Source organism: Cyclobacteriaceae bacterium, assembly GCA_030584025.1.
Classification (GTDB): Bacteria; Bacteroidota; Bacteroidia; order Cytophagales; family Cyclobacteriaceae; genus UBA2336.
In genome coordinates this window covers 1,202,530-1,223,520 of record CP129487.1, presented here as the reverse complement: position 1 = coordinate 1,223,520, position 20,991 = coordinate 1,202,530, and the positions used below count along the sequence as shown (strand labels likewise).

The 20,991-nt window shown below is 41.2% G+C and carries 18 protein-coding genes; 17 read left to right on the top strand and 1 reads right to left on the bottom strand.

Annotated elements, in window-relative coordinates; translation table 11 throughout:
• Positions 1 to 2: 2 nt before the first annotated feature.
• From QY309_05805 to QY309_05725, 17 genes are all read left to right on the top strand, one after another.
• Positions 3 to 1,196, top strand: coding sequence for a chorismate-binding protein (locus QY309_05805; protein WKZ60996.1), 1,194 nt, complete (start codon positions 3 to 5; stop codon positions 1,194 to 1,196).
• The gene (gene menD / locus QY309_05800; protein ID WKZ60995.1) at positions 1,145 to 2,929 is read left to right on the top strand and encodes a 2-succinyl-5-enolpyruvyl-6-hydroxy-3-cyclohexene-1-carboxylic-acid synthase; all 1,785 of its coding nucleotides are present in this window, start codon (positions 1,145 to 1,147) and stop codon (positions 2,927 to 2,929) included. Before QY309_05805 ends, menD begins: the two co-directional genes overlap by 52 nt.
• Positions 2,919 to 3,743, top strand: a complete 825-nt coding sequence (gene menB, locus QY309_05795) for a 1,4-dihydroxy-2-naphthoyl-CoA synthase (GenBank protein WKZ60994.1) — start codon at positions 2,919 to 2,921, stop codon at positions 3,741 to 3,743. Before menD ends, menB begins: the two co-directional genes overlap by 11 nt.
• A gap of 171 nt (positions 3,744 to 3,914) precedes the next feature.
• Positions 3,915 to 4,256 (top strand): type II toxin-antitoxin system RelE/ParE family toxin, encoded by a 342-nt coding sequence (locus QY309_05790; GenBank protein WKZ60993.1) that lies wholly within the window; start codon positions 3,915 to 3,917, stop codon positions 4,254 to 4,256.
• A 17-nt stretch (positions 4,257 to 4,273) separates the two neighbouring features.
• A complete protein-coding gene (locus QY309_05785; protein ID WKZ61683.1) occupies positions 4,274 to 4,591 on the top strand; it encodes a helix-turn-helix transcriptional regulator in 318 nt (105 codons plus the stop codon).
• A 120-nt stretch (positions 4,592 to 4,711) separates the two neighbouring features.
• Positions 4,712 to 4,912, top strand: coding sequence for a hypothetical protein (locus QY309_05780; GenBank protein ID WKZ60992.1), 201 nt, complete (start codon positions 4,712 to 4,714; stop codon positions 4,910 to 4,912).
• A 2-nt stretch (positions 4,913 to 4,914) separates the two neighbouring features.
• Positions 4,915 to 5,319 (top strand): type II toxin-antitoxin system VapC family toxin, encoded by a 405-nt coding sequence (locus QY309_05775; protein ID WKZ60991.1) that lies wholly within the window; start codon positions 4,915 to 4,917, stop codon positions 5,317 to 5,319.
• A gap of 151 nt (positions 5,320 to 5,470) precedes the next feature.
• Positions 5,471 to 5,839, top strand: coding sequence for a hypothetical protein (locus tag QY309_05770; GenBank protein ID WKZ60990.1), 369 nt, complete (start codon positions 5,471 to 5,473; stop codon positions 5,837 to 5,839).
• 11 nt (positions 5,840 to 5,850) lie between these two features.
• Positions 5,851 to 6,981, top strand: a complete 1,131-nt coding sequence (locus tag QY309_05765; protein ID WKZ60989.1) for an AMP-binding protein — start codon at positions 5,851 to 5,853, stop codon at positions 6,979 to 6,981.
• A 199-nt stretch (positions 6,982 to 7,180) separates the two neighbouring features.
• A complete protein-coding gene (locus tag QY309_05760; GenBank protein ID WKZ60988.1) occupies positions 7,181 to 7,564 on the top strand; it encodes a response regulator transcription factor in 384 nt (127 codons plus the stop codon).
• The gene (locus tag QY309_05755) at positions 7,561 to 8,679 is read left to right on the top strand and encodes a sugar transferase (GenBank protein ID WKZ60987.1); all 1,119 of its coding nucleotides are present in this window, start codon (positions 7,561 to 7,563) and stop codon (positions 8,677 to 8,679) included. The genes QY309_05760 and QY309_05755 overlap by 4 nt, the downstream gene beginning before the upstream one ends.
• Positions 8,680 to 8,701: 22 nt before the next feature.
• Positions 8,702 to 9,883 (top strand): glycosyltransferase family 2 protein, encoded by a 1,182-nt coding sequence (locus QY309_05750; protein WKZ60986.1) that lies wholly within the window; start codon positions 8,702 to 8,704, stop codon positions 9,881 to 9,883.
• A 2-nt stretch (positions 9,884 to 9,885) separates the two neighbouring features.
• Positions 9,886 to 10,806: a glycosyltransferase family 2 protein gene (locus tag QY309_05745; protein ID WKZ60985.1), complete on the top strand. Its 921-nt coding sequence runs from the start codon at positions 9,886 to 9,888 to the stop codon at positions 10,804 to 10,806.
• Position 10,807: 1 nt separating this feature from the next.
• A complete protein-coding gene (locus tag QY309_05740; protein ID WKZ60984.1) occupies positions 10,808 to 11,989 on the top strand; it encodes a glycosyltransferase family 1 protein in 1,182 nt (393 codons plus the stop codon).
• Complete coding sequence (locus tag QY309_05735) at positions 11,970 to 12,908, top strand: hypothetical protein (GenBank protein ID WKZ60983.1); 939 nt, start codon at positions 11,970 to 11,972, stop codon at positions 12,906 to 12,908. Before QY309_05740 ends, QY309_05735 begins: the two co-directional genes overlap by 20 nt.
• Positions 12,909 to 13,031: 123 nt before the next feature.
• On the top strand, positions 13,032 to 18,260 hold the full coding sequence (locus QY309_05730) for a PKD domain-containing protein (protein ID WKZ60982.1): 5,229 nt from the start codon (positions 13,032 to 13,034) through the stop codon (positions 18,258 to 18,260).
• A 7-nt stretch (positions 18,261 to 18,267) separates the two neighbouring features.
• Positions 18,268 to 19,674, top strand: coding sequence for a PorP/SprF family type IX secretion system membrane protein (locus QY309_05725; GenBank protein WKZ60981.1), 1,407 nt, complete (start codon positions 18,268 to 18,270; stop codon positions 19,672 to 19,674).
• 49 nt (positions 19,675 to 19,723) lie between these two features.
• Here QY309_05725 and QY309_05720 read toward each other — a convergent pair whose 3' ends face one another.
• Positions 19,724 to 20,923: an SGNH/GDSL hydrolase family protein gene (locus QY309_05720; GenBank protein WKZ60980.1), complete on the bottom strand. Its 1,200-nt coding sequence runs from the start codon at positions 20,921 to 20,923 to the stop codon at positions 19,724 to 19,726.
• Positions 20,924 to 20,991: the final 68 nt, after the last annotated feature.

Sequence of the window (20,991 nt, the reverse complement as noted above, 5' to 3'; positions counted from 1 at the left end):
CGATGAGCCACACACAATCTGTTTCAGAAGTTATTGATTTGCCGGTTGCCCTTGAAGAGTTGATGGATAATCTCCTCACCTTTTCCATGGAGAACGAATATGCATTAGCCGCCTGGCGAACACCAGATTCACAAGAGACAACTGTTATCCTGACCATAAAACCAGAACCATTTCTGCTGACCGATTCCTTCGAAGAAAGCGGGTCAGGGTTTATCTTTCATCCTTTTGATATTACACAACCGGGCATCTTCATCAAAGCCGATGTTCAATTCAGTTTTCGTCAAGGCAAACTCCAGTCGAAACAACCGGAAAACCAAAAAGCGATGGAGTGGTTAAGCACTCACCTTAATGGTTTTAGTGAGCGACAAAAAAGAAGATTGCCGCCAACAAAGTTAAGTCACCATAACACTATTGATTTCAGAGATCTTGTGCAGCAAGCCATCCGGTACATTGAACATGGCTATGCTGAAAAAATTGTTCCTTCACGCATCAAGCACGTTGCTCTTTCGCCATCCTTTGATGTAGCCGAAGCTTTTGTTCGTTTAGAATCGGCTTACCCTAATGCCCTTGTGTCATTCGTGTACACACCAAAACATGGCGCATGGTTAGGTGCATCACCCGAAACGCTGGTGTCGGTTGAGAAAAATGTTTTTCGTACGGTGGCGCTGGCCGGGACGCAAGCTTATCAAACAGGTGCAAACCTGAAACATGTGGCATGGACACAGAAAGAAATTGAAGAACAGGCGTTGGTGAGCCGGTACATTATCAATTGTTTTAAAAAAATTCGGCTTCGTGAATTTGAAGAACACGGACCAAAAACAGCTGTGGCCGGAAACCTCATGCACCTGAAAACCGATTTCTCAGTCGACATGAAGGCTACCAACTTTCCGCAATTGGGTTCGGTAATGCTTCGTCTCCTCCACCCTACTTCAGCGGTGTGTGGTACACCATTGGAAGCAGCACGTAAATTTCTGTTAGAGCATGAAGGCTACTCACGCGAATTTTATTCAGGCTTTTTAGGCCCAATCAATATGAATGATGCCAGCCATCTGTTTGTCAACTTGCGCTGCATGCAACTCTTTGCTGGTGAGGCATGGCTCTATGCCGGTGCTGGTGTCACAGCTGATTCCATTCCTGAAAAAGAGTGGGAAGAGACAGAAATGAAAATGAACACCCTGCTGGACATTATCCGCTGATGATGAGTCGCTACCAACCGATATATGATATAGCCGAGTTGTGTGCACAGAAAGGTGTTGAAAACATTATACTTTCACCCGGTTCTCGTTGTGCACCCCTGACGTTAGCATTTACACGACATAAAAACTTAAACTGCAAAACCATCAGCGATGAGCGCAGTGCAGCCTTTATTGGTTTGGGCATGGCACAACAAACCAAAATGCCAACGGCATTGGTGTGTACATCAGGTACCGCAGTTTACAATTATGCACCAGCGGTTGCAGAAGCTTTTTTCTCCAAAACTCCGTTAGTCGTCTTCACGGCTGATCGTCCGGCTGAGTGGGTGGCTCAACAGGATGGCCAGACGATTTTTCAACAAGGTATTTTTGGCAATCATGTAAAAGGTTTTTTCCAGCTTCCACAGGATTACGATCACCCCGATTCGATTTGGGCCATCAATCGCATGGTGAATGATGCCCTTAACCTGGCGATGCAATACCCGCAAGGGCCTGTACATATTAATGCGCCTTTTCGTGAGCCGCTTTATCCGGAAACACCTGATGAATTTTCCTATACGAAATCAATAAACGTTCAGCAAGTAGTATCCTCCGAGCTTACACTTTCCAAATCAACGCGCAAGCAACTGACAAAAGAGCTTTCGGGCTTTCATAAAATCCTCTTGATAGGCGGTCAGCAGCATAACGATGCACCGGTGATTCAGTTCATGGAACAGGTGAGTCAAAAACACAGCCTACCTTTTATAGGCGACATCATCTCCAACCTGCATAGCATCGCCAACCTGGTTCGTCATGCCGATTTGTTTCTGGGTCAGGCCAGTGACGCAGTGAAGAAATCGCTTCAACCCGATCTGCTGATAACGTTTGGTGAATCTGTCATCTCAAAAAATGTAAAACTTTTCTTGCGCCAGTTTCCTGCGAAAGCACATTGGCACATACAATCCACGGGCATACCGGCTGATACCTTTCAGGGATTAACAAAAATCATTCATAGCGAACCGGCAGAATTTTTTGATTTTTTAGACAAGCTCGAAACACCAGAAAACTTCGAACGTCAGAAGCAAAGCAACTACCAAAAACTTTGGGAGGTGGAAGAACGGAAAGCGCTTCGTTGTCTGGAAGACTTTTTTCCACAAACAGAATTTGCGGAACTTGAACTGGTACACGAGCTGATGAAAGCCCTTCCGGAAAATTGCAGCTTACACTTAGCCAATTCCATGAGTGTGCGCTACGCTAACTTTATTGGATTAACGAGTGATAAAAAAACTGTTTCGATTTTCAGCAACCGCGGAACCAGTGGCATTGATGGCTGCACGAGTACTGCAGTCGGACATGCGCTCACGAATAATAAACCAAGCCTTCTGCTTACGGGTGACATGGCCTTCTTCTACGATCGAAATGCCTTCTGGCATAACTATCCCATACCAAACTTGCGGGTGGTTGTGCTTAATAATCATGGAGGAACAATCTTCAACATGATTGATGGACCAGCCTCACTGCCCGAATCGGAAGAATATTTTGTAACACGACAATCCTTATCTGCCAAAAAGCTATGTGAAGAATTTGGTTTTGATTACCTGAAAATCGACAACCGCAGAAAAGTGCAGAACACCCTGAAAGATTTTCTTGATTTTGATGGCCGTACTAAAATTTTGGAATTAGAATCATCCCATAACCTGAACAAGACTATTTTTGAAGCGTTAAAACTGAAAATAAAAAAGAGCTATGAATCTTAAGTATCCCTGGAAACCGATTAAAGAATACAAAGAGATTTTGTTTCACAAATATGAAGGCATTGCGCGCATCAGCATCAACCGTCCGCAGGTGCACAACGCCTTTACGCCTCTTACCGTGCAGGAAATGATTGACGCCATGCACATCTGTCGCGAAGATGCCGATATACGTGTAGTGGTATTAACCGGAGAAGGTGGCAAAGCCTTTTGTAGTGGTGGTGATCAGAGTGTGCGCGGCCATGGCGGGTATGTTGGGCAGGATGCCACTCCTCGCCTAAACGTGCTCGATCTTCAGAAAATGATCCGCTCCATCCCCAAGCCCGTTATCGCGGCAGTAGCCGGTTGGGCAATTGGTGGTGGCCATGTGTTGCATGTGGTTTGCGACCTATCCATTGCCGCTGAAAATGCCCGCTTTGGTCAGACCGGTCCTAAGGTTGGCAGCTTTGATGGCGGTTTTGGTGCTTCCTATTTGGCTCGTATTGTTGGTCAAAAGAAAGCCCGTGAGATCTGGTACCTGTGCGATCAATACGATGCGCAGGAAGCGTTGGATATGGGGTTGGTGAACAAGGTCGTTCCACTTGATCAATTAGAAGAAACCTATGTATCCTGGTGCAAAAAAATAATTGCCAAGAGTCCGTTGGCCATTCGTATGCTCAAAGCTTCGTTTAACGCAGAACTTGATGGTCAGGCTGGCATACAGGAACTAGCCGGTAATGCTACGCTGTTGTATTACCTCAGCGATGAAGCCAAAGAAGGTAAAAATGCCTTCCTTGAAAAGCGCGAGCCTGACTGGGATAAATTTCCTAAGTTTCCATAGTCATTCGAATTGTTGAGTACATGATCTTTACAGTTTGTAATCGCTGAACATTTATCAAGTTACCCGTCAGCATTTCCTGGTAAAAAATTATTCATTTTTAAACTGGCAGGAAAATAGTTTCCAATTATGGAAACTATTTTTTAATTTGCCTCGTTGAATCAAGACAGGTTGATGAGATACTTTAACACCTTATTTTTAGAAGAGGCAGACGAATTTATAGCCTCCCTAAAAACAAAGACTGCTAAGAAAGTACTTTACAACATTGACCTGGCAGAACAGACAAATGATCCACGGCTTTTTAAAAAACTACAAAAAGATATCTGGGAGTTTAGAACCAAGTACGAAGGACAACAGGTACGGCTTTTGGCATTTTGGGATAAAACAAGTAAAGTGCAAACCTTGGTCATTGCAACTCATGGATTCATTAAGAAGGTTAGTAAAGTTCCCGAAAATGAAATTGATAGAGATGTACGAATCAAAGAACAATACTTCAGAAGTAAAACAAAAAATTAATTCTTATGGCTAAGAAAATGAAAGTACGCACACTTGCAGAAATGAAAGACAAGTACATCGGTAAAGCGGGCAGCAAGGAGAGAGATGAATATGAATATGAATATGAACTTCGTATGGACGTTCTTGGAAAAATGATTAAAGCCGCCAGGCAGGAACGTAACCTTACACAAGAAGAATTGGGAAGACTCGTAGGAGTACAAAAGGCACAAATATCTAAACTTGAAAGCAGCACAAATAGTGCAACAATTGACACGGTCATTCGGGTTTTCAAGGCATTAAAAGCCGACATCAACTTTCATGTAAAAATTGAAGATAATTTTGTTAGGCTGGCCTAATCCAACTATAAACCAGATATCAGTTACGAAAAAGTATCCGAAGGGATAGGCGTTGTGACGCATAGCTAGCAATTTTGTACATTTGTTCGCATGAACGTGAGAAATAAACTCAGAAATACCTTGATTAGAAGGCTTCAGCAACTGTCGGCAGACAAGTTGAATGAAATCAATAATTTATTGGGCAAAATCGAAAGTCAGTTAAAATCCAAAGACAAGACTTTAAAACTTGCAGGAACATGGAAGGATCTTGATGACGATTTCTTCATTGAGATGACAGAAAAACTTCACAACAACAGGGCTAACGACAGACAAATCAATTAATCGTGACGGAATCTCTTGTTGATACAGACATTCTATATTTCTATTTCAAAGGAGACCCAAAAGTAATTAGTAAGTTCAACGACTATTTACAGAGATTTGATGTGATCAACATTTCAATAATTACCTATTACGAAATCCTCGGTGGACTAAACTTCAAGAAAGCAGAAAAACAGTTAAAAGAATTTGAAGAATTCATAGCTAACAATACGATTATCCATATTTCAGAAGAATCCGCCAAAATATCCGGCAATATTTATGCAGACTTAAGGCAAAAGGGAATCACCATAGGCACCTCAGATATTTTAATAGCAGGAATTGCCATTGAAAACGAGTTGACGCTGATTACAAATAATGAAAGACATTACGCCTCCATTCATGGGTTGAAGATTGAGAACTGGAAAAAGTAGACAACACACTGCAACATCTAAACACATTAATGGACTCTAAGTAATATAAATAAGAAAGAAAAGAAATTTGTGACTGCTGAGCAGGAAGAATTAGAATATTTCAAAAAAATCCGAGGAATTAGAAAGCGCAAGTGAATCTGTCATATAAACCATGAACATCCCCATCCGCGAAATATACCGCTCCATTGCCGAGGTGGCTTACGTCATCGCCAAAGCTGATAAAGGATTAAGCGCTACCGAACGCATTGCCTTCAACACCATCATACAGGAAGAACTGGATTACAATTCGTGGGTGGCACAAAGTAGGTTTGAGTTGTTGGATGAAGTGACACAACCCTCGTTAGAGGAAGCCTACAAAGATGCGATGATTGACCTGAAACGGTACAAAGGCAGCATCACCCCTGAATTAAAAGAGAAAGCAAAGCGCGTAGTAAAACGTGTGGCTGAATCCTGTTGCGGCTTCTCTGCCAAAGAAGCACTCATCCTGGTAAAATTTGAACGCGACCTGGACGCACTTTAATTGAACCCGGTGTGTATCCGTATACTTCCATTCAACTGAATCATCGCGAGGTATTAATAGACTCAATCCTTAAGCGGGAGTTTCAGTCTGAAAATAATTTTGAACAATCAACCCTTGCATTCATAAACGATTGGCTTTCAGGAACAGCATCGTTCTCTTTCCAAACCAGCGGCTCAACGGGCACACCCAAACTTTTCACCTTTACCCGACAACAGATGCAACGAAGCGCTGCCCGAACAGTCAAGGCACTTGGATTGCAACCGGGAGATAAAGCGCTGGTGTGTCTGAACACCCAGTACATTGCCGGGAAAATGATGCTGGTTCGGGCGTTGGAATATCAGCTACCATTAACCATAATTGATCCAACATCAAATCCCTTCGGGCAACTTCCATCCAACTATCAACCCGATTTCATGGCCGTTGTTCCGATGCAGTTGAAGTCGCTTGTTGAAAATCAAAAAAATTATCCACGATTAAACAACATGAAGGCCATATTGGTCGGTGGCGCTGCTATTGGTATATCTCTTAGAAATGATCTGCAAAAATTAAGCTGCCCGGTATACGAAACCTATGGCATGACGGAGACCCTCTCCAACGTTGCCCTCAGGCTAACAAATACGACATCCAAAACCGAACAATTCTCTCCACTCGAGGGAGTTAATATCACTATCGACAACAGGGGTTGCCTGGTCATCCACGATAGTATCCAGCCTGAGCCACTCGTTACCAACGATTTGGGAGAAGTTGATTCAAATGGCAACTTTATTTGGCTCGGCAGGTTTGATAACGTGATTAACACCGGGGGCATTAAAGTCTACCCGGAGAAAGTCGAGCAAGCCCTGGAACAACACCTGAGCAAATTCACCCCTACGTTCAACTATTTTATCGGCTCTACACCCGATGACAGATTTGGCCAGGTTGTTACACTTTTTGTGGATAAGAATGCATTGTCGCAAACCGACCTCAAAAGGATTATTACGAAAGTGAACTCGCTGCCCTCAGGCCCTGAAAAACCTAAAAGAATAGCGCTTATCGGCATTTGGAGGCTAACCGAAACAGGCAAAACAGACCGAAAACACATCATTTCTTCTTTACCAGACCCAAAAAATCAAATAATTGACACTTTCGTAAAACAGGGTTAATTCAACCCTTACCGCTATACGCTATACTTTATCACGGAATTATTGACGCATGTAAGATTACCTTTCCTAAAGAATTAGCATTCAGCAAGGCTTTACTTAAGGAAATTTTACTAAGTTTGTTTGTCTATAGGTTTTGGCTTTAAATCCCCGCCTTTTAATCCAGGGCTTTAAAGCACGTTGTTTTACTTAACTGTGAACCATGAAGAAGGTACTGGTCATCGAAGATGACGAGCCTTTGTGCTGGCTGCTGGAGAAAATCCTTGGCCAAACGTACGAAGTTTTTATTATGCATGATGGAATGGAAGCATTGTCCTGGTTATCTTCGGGCAATACACCAGACCTGATTATTTCCGATATTCGCATGCCGTCTCTTGACGGGGTGCAATTGCTGGAGAACCTGAAGCAAAGTGGGCTGTACAAGGATATTCCTGTTATCATCCTGTCGAGCTTTGAAGATCCGCGAAAGCGTAAAGAGTGTATGGACCTGGGGGCCACCGATTATTTTATCAAGCCCTTTGAGCCACAACACCTGGTAAGCCGGGTAAAGGAAATATTTTTTAAGAATATGATCGTTAAGAAATGAACGCAGACCTGCTAAACCTCTCTACTTCTGCACCGTCTACTATCGAGCAAGCATCGGTATCTCCACCTTTACCAAAAGCTGTGGTAATCGATCATATTGTTAAGATTAAGACCGAAAACAGCCGCCAGTTGGATGACTACCAATTGGACAATACGTTTATTTCTTTCCTTTCAACCGAGGAAGTCATCAGTAAAATCTCCAATCGCTCCATAAAACCATCGGCCATTTTTGTCGATGCAGATGCCGATAAAAATTCTATGGAAGAACTTCGGAGTGTTTTGGCTACACAATGCATCCCTTATATTTTATTTACTGGAAAATTTGATCCGGATGCCAAAAACAAAGCTGTACGTTTACAGGTTGATGATTACTTGTTTGGCGCCCTCAATTACAGCTTGTTAAAACGAATTGATGTAATTCGCAAGTTGAAGATTTACAAGGCTAACCGGGAGAGCATTATTAAAAAACAATATGCCAAGGCGATTCCTAGAGTAAAGCTTTGGAGGTTAAAGCGCACCGTTGATATTCTGGCCGCCTTAACAGCACTTACCATCTTGTCTCCTGTGCTGTTGCTCATCGCCCTGATCATTAAACTTGAATCACGCGGTCCGATATTTTACATATCAAAGCGTGCAGGCTCAGGTTATAAAATCTTTGACTTCTATAAATTCCGCTCTATGCGTCTCGGAGCAGACGCAGAACTCAAAAAATTTGCTGCTTTAAACCAATACGGTACCGATGAAAGTGATAGTGTCTTCTTTAAAATCAAAGACGACCCACGCATTACGAAATTTGGTATGTTCCTACGCAAAACCAGCCTGGATGAAATCCCCCAATTGATCAACGTTTTGAAAGGCGACATGTCGTTAGTAGGAAACCGGCCACTCCCCCTGTATGAGGCTGAAAAATTAACGAAAGATCAAATTGCCTGGCGCTTCCTTGCTCCTGCCGGCTTAACTGGGCTTTGGCAAATTACCAAGCGCGGCAAAGACGACATGTCGCCTGAAGAGCGTATTCAACTGGATATGGATTATGCCATGAATAATTCCTTCTTCGGAGACATGATGATCATCCTGAAAACTTTTCCGGCCTTATTGCAAAAGGAGAAGGTTTAATCAACATTCTTCCTTACCTGAAATGATCGAACTGATCCTATTTGTATTCTTTTTTACAAACACGTTATATGTGTTTACACTTTCTGCAGCAGGACATTTCTACCACCGGATAGTCCCCATAAGACAAAATTCTTACAAGAGAATTGCTGTATTTGTTCCTAGCTACAAGGAAGACAATGTAATTATCCATACAGCAAAGGAACTTTTGGAAGTAGAATACCCCGAATCCTTTTTTGATGTGATCATTATTGCTGACTCCCTTAAAGAAGAAACGCTGGAACAACTAAGAAAGACTCGTGCAATTGTAATTCCTGTGCAGTTTGAAAAAAGCATGAAAAGTCGATCGCTGAATTTTGCCTTTAATTCAGTGAATAAAGAATATGATATTGCTATAATTGCAGATGCTGACAACATCCTTGAACGAGAATTCCTTTCGGATATTAATAATCTATTCAATCAAGGTCATCAAATTATCCAGGCTCAGCGAGTTGCAAAAAATCTAAACACACCCATGGCTGTTCTGGATGGATTAAGTGAAGCCATCAATAATCATTTATTTCGGCAAGGAGCCAACGCACTGGGGCTCTCCTCTGCACTGATTGGGTCAGGTATGGCGTTTCCGTTTAATTTACTGAAAAAAGAGCTATCGACAATTGATTCTGCCGTTGAAGACAAGGCACTCCAGGTGGCGTTAGTTGAGAAAGGACATAAGATAGTCTATCAAAAAGGAACGCTTGTATTTGATGAGAAAGTTGATTCGCCCGATGCGTATAAAAATCAGCGAAGAAGATGGATAGCCGGACAATATGATATGCTAAGGAAGAATTTTATTAAAGGCATACGTCTATTGTTTAGAGGTAACGTAAATTTTTTCAATATCGCTGTCTGTCAGAATATCTTTCCATCAAGAATTAATAGCATAATTGCTCTTTTTTTTCTTTCCATAACGTTTTCACTATTCTATTCTGAAGACAAGGAAGTACTTATACGCTGGTGGGGCACCACATCATTGTACTTCTTTGCATTAGCCATTGCCACCCCCCGACACTATTATTCATTAAAATTGATTAAGGCTTTAACACTGATGCCCATAGTTATAATCAAAACAATTCAGGCTATATTTCTATCCAGAAATGCCAACAAAACCTTTATTCACACTGAACATAAAAATAGTAACATAGATCACACCTATCTACCGAAATAATAATGACCGTGACCCCCCTCATATCGATCATTACGATAAACTACAATAGCCTGAAAGAGACGTGTGAGTTTCTGGAGTCAACTAAAAGACTCACATATAGAAATTTTGAAATAATCGTTGTCGATAATGCTTCTAAAGAAGATCCGACAAAAATAATTACCAGCCGGTTTCCAGAGGTCAAACTTCTTGTTAACAGTTCAAATCTCGGCTTTACAGGTGGGAATAATACCGGCATGGCAGTAGCCAAGGGGGACTACCTTTTTATCGTAAATAACGACACCGAGGTTACTGACAATCTATTGAATGAGCTTTTGAAACCCTTTGAGCAAGATAACTCAATTGGAGTAGTAAGTCCTAAAATTAAATACTTTGATCACCCCAACATTATCCAGTACGCAGGATTTACAGAAATCAATCCAATTACCGGACGTAACAAGACCATTGGAGATAGAGAACGCGACCAAGGACAGCATGATACTCCAGGTTACACTTTATATGCACATGGTGCTGCCATGTTTCTGAAAAAGGAGGTGGTTGAACGGACGGGAATGTTTGCCGATATCTTTTTTTTGTATTACGAAGAACTTGATTGGTCTGCCCGAATTCAACGCGCTGGTTTTAGAATTTACTATCAACCAACTGCAGTTATTTATCATAAAGAATCCATTTCTGTTGGCAAAAGCTCAACACTTAAAACATACTACCTCACGCGCAACAGGATATTATTCATGCGAAGAAATGTTAGGGGTATTCATACATTGATCTGGCCTTTATTTCTTGTCACTTTCTCTATACCTAAGAATTCAATTCAATTTTTTCTTACAGGTAAAATAGACCATTTAAAAGCCTTTTGGAGAGCGCTGATATGGAATATTATGCACTTGAAAAGCGGTGATAAAATCTCAATCTTTAATAAGGCATAGAATGAAAATCGGGATTGAGGTTCAAAGACTTTTTAGAAAAGAACGGTTCGGGATTGAGACGTCAGCCCTGGAACTTATTCATGAACTCTACAAATTGAATACAAAGCACACCCTTGTTGTGCTTACAAAAAAAGGAGCAAATCATAATCTTTTTAAAGGCTGTGAAGAATTCAATTTCAGACAAGTTGGTGGCAAGCTATTTATTGATTTTGAACAAATATTTTTACCAATCGCTGCACGCAATGAAAAACTGGATATACTCCATTGTACAGGAAATACAACGCCCATCTACTGCCCTGTGCCCATCGTTCAGACTTTACATGACATAATTTTCATGGACCCAATTCCAAAAACCGACTCCTTATATCAGCGTTTTGGAAATTATTACAGGCGATTCATTGTACCCATTGTTTCGAAAAAAAGTAAGGCCATAATAACGGTATCTCAACATGAAAAGAACCGGATTATAGAACGACTAAAAATTCCGGAAAATAGAATTCATGTTATTCATAACGGAATAAATTCAAGGTTTAAAAAGAATGATGACAAACGTATTTTAGAAAGCTTTACCAAAAAATATAACTTACCCGAACGATACATTTTATTTATTGGAAATAGCTCACACCGAAAGAATCCTGAACGGGTGCTTAAAGCCTACGTAAAGTACTATTCTAAAAAGAAAGCAGATGCGTTGGCATTGGTTACACCTGGGCTTTCACGCAATTATGTAAATGAGTATCTGAAAATCATTAATGAAGAGCACGCACAGAATCACATCTATACCCCGGGATACGTAGATTCAGATGACTTGCCGCTACTTTATTCGTGCAGCACATTATTCCTATTCCCATCACTATCTGAAGGTTTTGGTATGCCTGTATTGGAGGCCATGGCATGTGGCGTACCCGTTATTACATCAAACCTTTCATCAATACCCGAAATAGCAGGTAATGCAGCTAAATTAATTGACCCTTACAACACAGAGGCAATAACCAGTGCCATTGAAGATCTATTGGAAAATCCTACGCTAATGTACAGTCTAGGAGAAAGAGGAATACAACAAGCAGAGAAGTTTCGATGGGCCAAAGTCGCAGAGAAAACAATGGAAATTTACGAGCAAGTTTATTTCACCAGCTCATCGCACCCTTTGAAAGGCGTTACAAATGACTTATCCATTCAATAAATATGTACTAGCAAATTTTCTGATTTGGTTTTGCCATATGTCTGTCTATTGCCAGGATCAAACAAGGCAATTAGACAATTCCATCAGAATCCTGAAGATTCCCAAGCATGCCTTCAAAGAAACGGGTAAATTACCAGCACATATAAACGAAGCCTCAGGACTGGTCATTACTTCTCCCGGAAAATTATGGACACATAATGATGACGGTCTTCCAGTTCTTTTTTGTGTTGATAGTACAGGAAAGATAATACGCAGCATTCACATCAACAGCGCCAATAAGGGTTGGGAAGCATTGGCAATAGATAAAAATAAAAATGTATACATAGGGGCCTTTGGCAACAATAAGAACGACAGAGACGATCTTAGAATTCTGAAGATCAGTAATCCTGAAACAATAGAGGCTCCAATAACAAACCCTGAGATCATCAACTTCAAATATGAAGATCAACATACCTTTCCGCCATCAGCAGCCCTGCGAAATTTTGATGCGGATGCACTGATTGCTCTGGATTCTTCTTTATATATCTTCACAAAAAACAGAACAGTTCCATTTACAGGATTCACCAAGATCTATCGGCTGCCCAATAGGCCCGGAAATCACACCGCAACACTGATTGACAGTATCCAATTGGGTGGAAAAACCATGATGGATTATTGGGTTACTGGCGCAGATTTAAGTCCTGATCAAACTACTCTAGCCTTGTTGGGTCACACGTATATATGGGTAATCTCAGACTTCAAAGAATATCAATTCTCATCTGGCAGAATTACTAGGTTGGAGTTAGACCATTATACCCATAAGGCTGGAATTGTCTTTGTCTCCAACAATGAATTGTACTTGGTCGATGAAAACGAAATGGGCATTTTAGGTGGTAAAATTTACTGCCTCAACCTGAGAGAAATAATCAGAAAGAACTAAAAATATTGATGTTTCTGCATAAATTAGCTTTAGTCTATCAGAAAAGATAGATTTGACATCAAACCGGAAGAATTACCTACTTACCTGTTTTAGTATATAAACTTATATTAAAACCGCCCCATTATGCGTCAGATCCTTAATACCTCAAAATTCCAGGCTCTTTTTTTTATTCTGAACCTGTTGACTCTACTCGCACACAGCCAAAATCAGACTGCGAAATTAACCCCAACAAGCCAGATTGGATACTATGAATATCTTCCGCCTGATTACAATTCAAACTCTAATAATTACCCTATAGTAATCTTCTTTCATGGTATTGGTGAAAGAGGTAATGGAACAACAGATCTTCCCAAAGTAGCCTATAATGGCCCTCCTAGATATGTCGTTGAGGGATACCAGTTTCCATTTATTCTGATTTCTCCGCAATTGAAAAGTAATTATGGAACTTGGCCAGTATGGTACATGGATGAGGTAGTTGAACACGTTAGAAGCTATTTGCGCGTTGATCCCTCACGGATTTACATCACAGGTTTAAGTCTTGGAGGTGGAGGTGCATGGGAGTACACATACAACTTCCCGCAAAAGGTTGCAGCCTTGGTTCCTGTCTGTGGAGGGTATAATAGCACAGGATGGGCATGCACATATGCACAAAATAATATTCCAATATGGGCATCGCATGGAGATACTGATACTGTGGTACCCATTTCAAGGACTACCAATATGATCAACGCGATAAATGCGTGTAATCCGGCAATTATTCCGGCACCCATTTATACAATATATAACGGAGTCTGGCATGATGCCTGGAATTATGCCTATCGCACGGATAATTCACTACACACACCCAATGTCTATGAATGGATGATGCAACAGGTTAAACAGGGAATTTCAGTCAGTGCAGGTGCCGACAAAACAATTGCATTACCAACAACTTCTACAACCTTAAATGGAGTAGCTTCAACCACAACCGGAACAATCACTTCATATAGCTGGACGAAAGTTAATGGCCCCGCAGTTACCATGAACAATGCAAGCACACCAAATTTATCTCTATCCGGTATGGTAGTGGGTGTTTACACATTCAGACTAACCGCCACAAATAGTGGCGGACAGAGTGCTTTTGATGACATTAAGGTAACTGTTTTAGGTAGCAATCAAAATCCGATTGCCAATGCTGGTACTGATAAGATATTAACCTTGCCATCAAATTCACTTAACCTTGTCGGAAGCGGATCTGATCCAGACGGTTCCATTGCCTCTTATCTATGGATAAAAGTAAGTGGCCCATCTGCTACACTTGCTGGCGCCACAACTGCCACGCTCAGTTTAAGCAACCTTGTTCAGGGAAGTTATGTTTTCAGACTTACCGTTACTGATAACGTTGGTGCTTCTGCATCTGATGATGTAAACGTTACCGTTGCAGTCAATCAGCCACCCACCGCTGAAACAGGTGGAAATAAAACTATTTTCTTACCCACAAACTCTGTAAATCTAAATGGATGGGGTAGTGATGTGGATGGTTGGGTTGCAGCATTCTTATGGGAAAAAATTAGTGGCCCCTCTGCTACACTGACCAATGCCAATACGCAAAACCTCACCATGTCAAACCTGGTTGAGGGCATCTATGTTGTACGACTTACCGCTACCGACAATAATGGCGCATCTGGAAGTCAGGAGGCAACTGTGACTGTAGTAGGATCCAATCAATCACCTACAGCAAATGCCGGCTCCAATATTACGTTAACACTTCCTACGAACTCAACCAATATTACCGGATCCGGTTCTGACCCGGATGGTTCTATCGCTTCATATTTATGGACTCAAGTTAACGGACCTAATACGGCTACACTAACCAATGCAACTTCCTCAACTGTAAGCGTAGGCAACTTGATACAAGGTTTGTATACATTCAGACTTACAGTTACAGATGATGATGGGGCAACGGGTTTTGCTAATGTTAATGTGACAGTGAACGCTGCTCCAGTTAACAATCCGCCTACGGCAAATGCCGGAGCCGATCAATCCATCACCTTACCTACAAATTCAATCGTAATAAATGGTTCCGGATCTGATTCTGATGGCTCGATTGTGTCATATGCCTGGATAAAGCAAAGTGGTCCGGCAGCAACAATCGCCAATGAAACTACTGCGAATCTTACTGCGTCAAATCTTGTAGAAGGCAGCTATGTGTTCAGGTTAACCGTTACTGATAACCAAGGAGCCACTGGCACAGATCAAATGAATTTAACTGTTTTACCTGCGGCCACAAATCAATCCCCAGTTGTTAATGCTGGTGCCGATGTGAACCTTACCTTGCCAAACAACAGCACCACCCTTCAGGCCACAGCAAGCGACCCAGATGGGTCTATTGCATCTTATGAGTGGCAAAAACTCAGCGGTCCATCTTTCTCCGGTACCGGAAATACTACTGCTAATTTCCTAATCAACGATTTACAGGAGGGAACGTATGTATTTCGCATTACTGTAACCGATAATTTAGGCGCCACTGCAAGTGATGACATTAGTGTAGTCATTTTTGCGGCTAACCAACCACCTGTTGTTAATGCACCTGCAGACCAAGTCATTACATTACCTACATCAACAGTTAATCTTACCGCTGTAGCATCTGATGCGGATGGAACAGTAAATTCTTATCTATGGATTTATGTTTCTGGTCCTGCAAGCCCAACGTTAAGTGGCGCCACGACTACCTCTTTAACAGCAAGCAACCTGATTCAGGGTACCTATACATTTCGGATTACCGTTACCGATAATGATGGAGCAACCGCCTTTGATGAAGTCGATGTTGTGGTACAAGCCGCAACAAATCAATCACCTGTTGCAAATGCGGGACCAAATAAATCTATAACCCTACCTACCAATTCAACCAACTTTACAGGCTCAGGAACAGACCCGGATGGAACAATCGTAAGTTATGCCTGGGTACAAATCAGCGGATTGGCAGCCACACTCTCAAATGCAAATACCCCTACCCTTACGGTACAAGTATCATCGGAAGGAACTTACATTTTTCGTTTAACGGTTACGGATAACAATGGTGCAACAGGATCCAGCAATGTAACATTAACTGTTAATCCTGCAGCGACTAACCAGCCTCCAGTGCCTAACGCAGGAACAAATCAAACCTTGACACTTCCTGTTAATTCAACAAATCTGGTAGGTTCCGGATCAGATCCGGATGGCACCATCGCCTCATATTTATGGACAAAGATGAGCGGTCCAACAGCAACCATTACCAATGGTAGTTTTCCAACTGCTTCCGTAAGCAATTTGGTAGAGGGAGTTTACGTTTTTAGATTAACGGTAACCGATAATCTTGGTTTAACCGCCTTTGCAGAAACTACAATAACTGTATTACCTGCTGCTGTTAATCAACCACCACAGGCATTTGCCGGAGCCGATCAAATCATAACGCTACCTACAAATAGCATAACCATCTTTGGTTCTGGTAGCGATGCTGATGGAATTGTTACCTCTTATCAATGGTTAAAATTAAGTGGCCCAACAGCCACACTTACCAATGAAACAACAGCCACACTCTCTCTTTCAGATTTGATTGAGGGTGCATATGTTTTCAGATTAACGGTAACGGATGATTTAGGAGCAACCAACAACGATGATGTAACAGTTACTGTCAATGCAGCAACTGCAAACCAGTTACCAGTTTCAAATGCTGGACCAAATTTAACTATTACACTACCTACAAACAGTGCTAATATTAACGGCTCAGGAAGTGATGCTGATGGCTCTATTGCTTCTTACTTATGGGAGAAAGTTTCAGGACCAAGTGTTACAATGAGCGGAGCAAATAACCCAACCCTCTCGGTTTCAAATCTCCTTGAGGGTATTTATGTATTCAGGTTATCTGTAACCGACAATGATGGCGCTTTGGCAAGTGATGACATGACAATTACTGTAAATCCTGCAACGATAAATCAATCCCCAATTGTTAGTGCAGGACCGGACAGGACAATTTTTCTTCCAATCAATACAATCCAACTTTCAGGTAGCACAAGCGACCCGGATGGAACAATAGTTAGTCGCGCGTGGACACAAGTTAGTGGGCCTTCAGCTGCTGCCTTGGTAAATACCACAAGTACGTTGCTTACCGTAAATAATCTTGTTGAAGGTGTTTATCGGTTCAGATTAGCCGCAACGGACGATGATGGATCAACAGCTTCTGATGAAGCCCAGGTTACTGTAAATGCCGCGACAGTCAACCAGCCACCGTTTGCAAATCCTGGATCAAATCAGACAATAAAGCTCCCTACAAATAGTATAATTCTTAATGGAAGCGGAAGCGATCCTGATGGAACAATTGAAGCTTATAGTTGGACAAAATTGAGCGGCCCCTCCTCTACACTTTCCAACGAAACAACTGCATCTTTAACAGTTACCAATATGCTGGAAGGTACTTACGAATTCAGATTAACCGTAACGGATAATCTTGGTGCTACGGGTTCAGGGCAAGTTACAGTTACCGTATTACCAGCAACAGCTAATCTTCCGCCAACTGTTGATGCTGGTAACAACGTGACAGTTGTTTTACCTAATAATACAGCTACATTAACCGGATCAGCATCCGATGATGGCTCAGTTGCCTCTGTTCTTTGGACAAAACTTTCAGGACCTGCAGTAACCATGAGCGGTAACACAACTACAACTTTGTCATTGAGTAATTTAGTTGAGGGAAACTATGTTTTTCAACTTACAGCAACTGATAATGAAGGACTTGAAAATTCTGATAATGTGTCCGTTAGTGTTTTCCCTGAACCTCTATCAAATTTACCTCCTGTTGTAGATGCTGGGGGGGATCGTACAATCCAACTTCCGGAAAACTCAATTAAAATTACAGCCGATGCTTCTGATCCAGATGGAATAATTTCCTCTTATCTGTGGACTCAAACCGCTGGAGATTTGGTAACAATTGACCCAAATGATACCCTGTTTCTTGATCTCACTGATCTTCTACCAGGATCGTATCAATTTACGGTAAGCGTTACCGATGGTGAAGGCTTATCAGCAAGCGATGTAGTAAATCTTTTGGTACGCGAAGAGGATCCGATAGTAAAGCCAAGAAATACGTTTTCTCCAGATGGCAAGGGAGAAGTTGAAACCGAAACTTGGAAAATTGCCAATGCTGATCTGATTGACGATTGTACGGTGGAGGTATTTAACCGTCAAGGCCAAAAAGTGTATTCAGCAAAAGGCTATACTTCTGAATGGAATGGTACTTTTAATGGGTCATTGCTTCCACAAGGTGTTTATTTTTACGTTATTCGTTGCCCCGATAAAAAACCAATAAATGGATCAGTGACCTTAATCCGATAGATCTGACATGACATTTATAAGACCCCTCATTCTTCTCATCCTTTTTCAGACTTTTACGAGCCGTGTTGAAGCTCAGCAAAACCTGAACTATAATCATTACTTTCTTAACCCCTATTTACTAAACCCTTCGTTTATTGCTCCAAATGGGTACAGTGAATTAAACCTGAATTTCCGTAAGCAATGGACTCAATTTGAAGGGGCACCTACTACAATTTCAGCGAACCTACAGATGCCCATTAATTATAAGATGGGATGGGGTATTAATGTTAATAATGATAGAGCAGGTGTGCTTCAAACCAATACCGCTCTTGCATCTTTTGGATACCAAATCTATTTAGGTAGTAGCACTGAGGTTAACCATAAAATCGGCTTTGGTTTATCCACAGGTTATTCCATGAGCCAAGTTGACTTAAGCCGGGTTGACGATCCAACCGATCCATCACTGACCAATTCAAATACCTCGAATCTGGTAGGACAATTTGGTATGCACTACCAATTTAATAATCTGAAAATAGGTTTTGCATTACCAAGTTTATTTGCCACCAAAGTTATTTCAGAGGATGCTTTCAATTCACCTGAGTTTGATGCCTTGAAAAATACCTTCTCTTCCATTAGCTACAATTTAAAACTAAGTGACCGGTTTGCTTTTGAACCTTACTTTTTATTCAGAACAAACGAAATAAAAGAAAATCAATTTGAAATACTTGGTGTAATAAAGATTGATAACCTGTTATGGATAGGTGGTTCTTACCGGCAAGATTATGGACCAGCCGCCTTTCTTGGATTCTTTCTTAAGGAGAAACTAAGGGTTAGCTATGCATACGAATTTGCGCCCGATGTAGTAGACGGCTTTGGTACCGGATCTCACGAATTTCACGTAGGCCTTCGACTGGGCAAAAAACAGGTAAGTCGACCAGCACGAACTACCCAAACTACAGAATCGGTACCAACAGAAGAAACAGCCAAACAGGAGGAAGTAATTGAAAAAACTGAAAAGCCGGATGTACAGGAGCCTGTTGCAGTAGAACCAAAACAGGAAACTCCTGTTGAACAGCCTAAACAAGAGCTTCCAATTGAACAACCTAAACAAGAAGTGCCTACAGAACAACCTAGGGCTACTCCACAACCCAAAACAGAAGAGCCTAAAGTGGTAGAAGAAAAATCAGATCTGCCTCCTGGATATTATGTGATTGTTGGAACATTTAAGTATAGTCCGAATGCAAATAAATACGCATCTCAACTAAAAGCTGATGGCTACCCAGCTACCGTCACATACTCTGCTCTACGAAATTACAATTATGTGCACGTGGGGACATTTGCAACTATGGACGAAGCGAGGAGAATCAGGGATGAATATCGAAGCAAAAGCAGATTTTATTTTAGAGATGCCTGGATTCTCTATGTAAAAGAATAAACCATTTAAACTGAATTCGGTTATGTTCTGTCCTTAGCTTTGTAAGACACTATTTGATGTATTGATTATTGATCAGGTACATACCTATCTGATCTGCTATTTCATGATATCCATCCTGATTTGGATGTCCGTCAAATTTAAAAAAGTATTTTCTTTTGTCTGCAAGGCTTTTAAAATGGGATGTCAGTTCCAAATACGGAATTTGATTAGTGCTGGCAATGGATGAATAAATAGAATCAATTCGATTATTTTCTATAAAATAATCATTCAGTATATCAGAAGGCATTCTCTCAACGATATGACCCGTGAAGTAATTCATGGGCAGATTGATGAACATTAACTCCGCATCATTTGAGGCACATACCTCCTTCATTTTTTCAAAATCAGAACTCATAGTCCGAATTGCCTCTTGCGTTACCGGATGATCAGGGTTATTAAAAATAATTACGCGATCAGGAAAATCGATATAGTTATTTAATAAGCCTGGATTCAAATTTCCAGTTCTGAATAAAGTCTGAATAGTATCTGATAAAGTACCGAAACGTAACTGACGAAGACCGCTGAAGTCGTCAATCAAGCCCCTGTTACTGTGCTCCCATTCAGCCTTGATATCCACCACTTGATCGCCATTTCTGTTGAACAAAGTAAGGTAATTACCGAACGAGGCGGATAGAAAAGACTTCAGCATATACTTAGAACTCCTAATATCTCCTTTGGATTCTGTTAGTTTATGTTCAAACAATTGTGCCAGATCGTCAAGCTGAAGTACACCAACCAAAACCAAATCGGGTTTTAATAATGGCACCGCCTTCGATACAAATTCTTTATACGTTGATGTAAACTGACCGCCTTGTCCACAGTTAATAACTTCAACGTTGGTATATCCGTTTTCTTTAAGATAATTCTCCAGTTGCATGGGCCAACTGTATTCCAAGTCAACTCCCCACCCAAAGGTCCAACTGTCTCCAAAACACAAAATTCTATACGTACCCTCACCCTTTTTAATTTCAATCTCTCTGTTGCGCAACCCTAAACCATTGATCTCCGCCCGGTAATTAAACTCAACAGTTGCATAAGCTGCTACCGAATTAGGCTTAAAAATTAAACCTTCATTTTCCTTATCGTCTGAGCCGGCAAACAATCCAATTAAAAAATTAATGAATATCAGAAAGGCAAATGCTATTCCAATAAAGGAGCTGCTAAAAATGATGTTCTCCAATCGCTCGGATATACTTTTCAATCTTTTCACATAGAAGAAAGTTAAAAATCCAAGAATTGGGATCATCCAAAAAATTACATGTAATATCCTCGATTCGT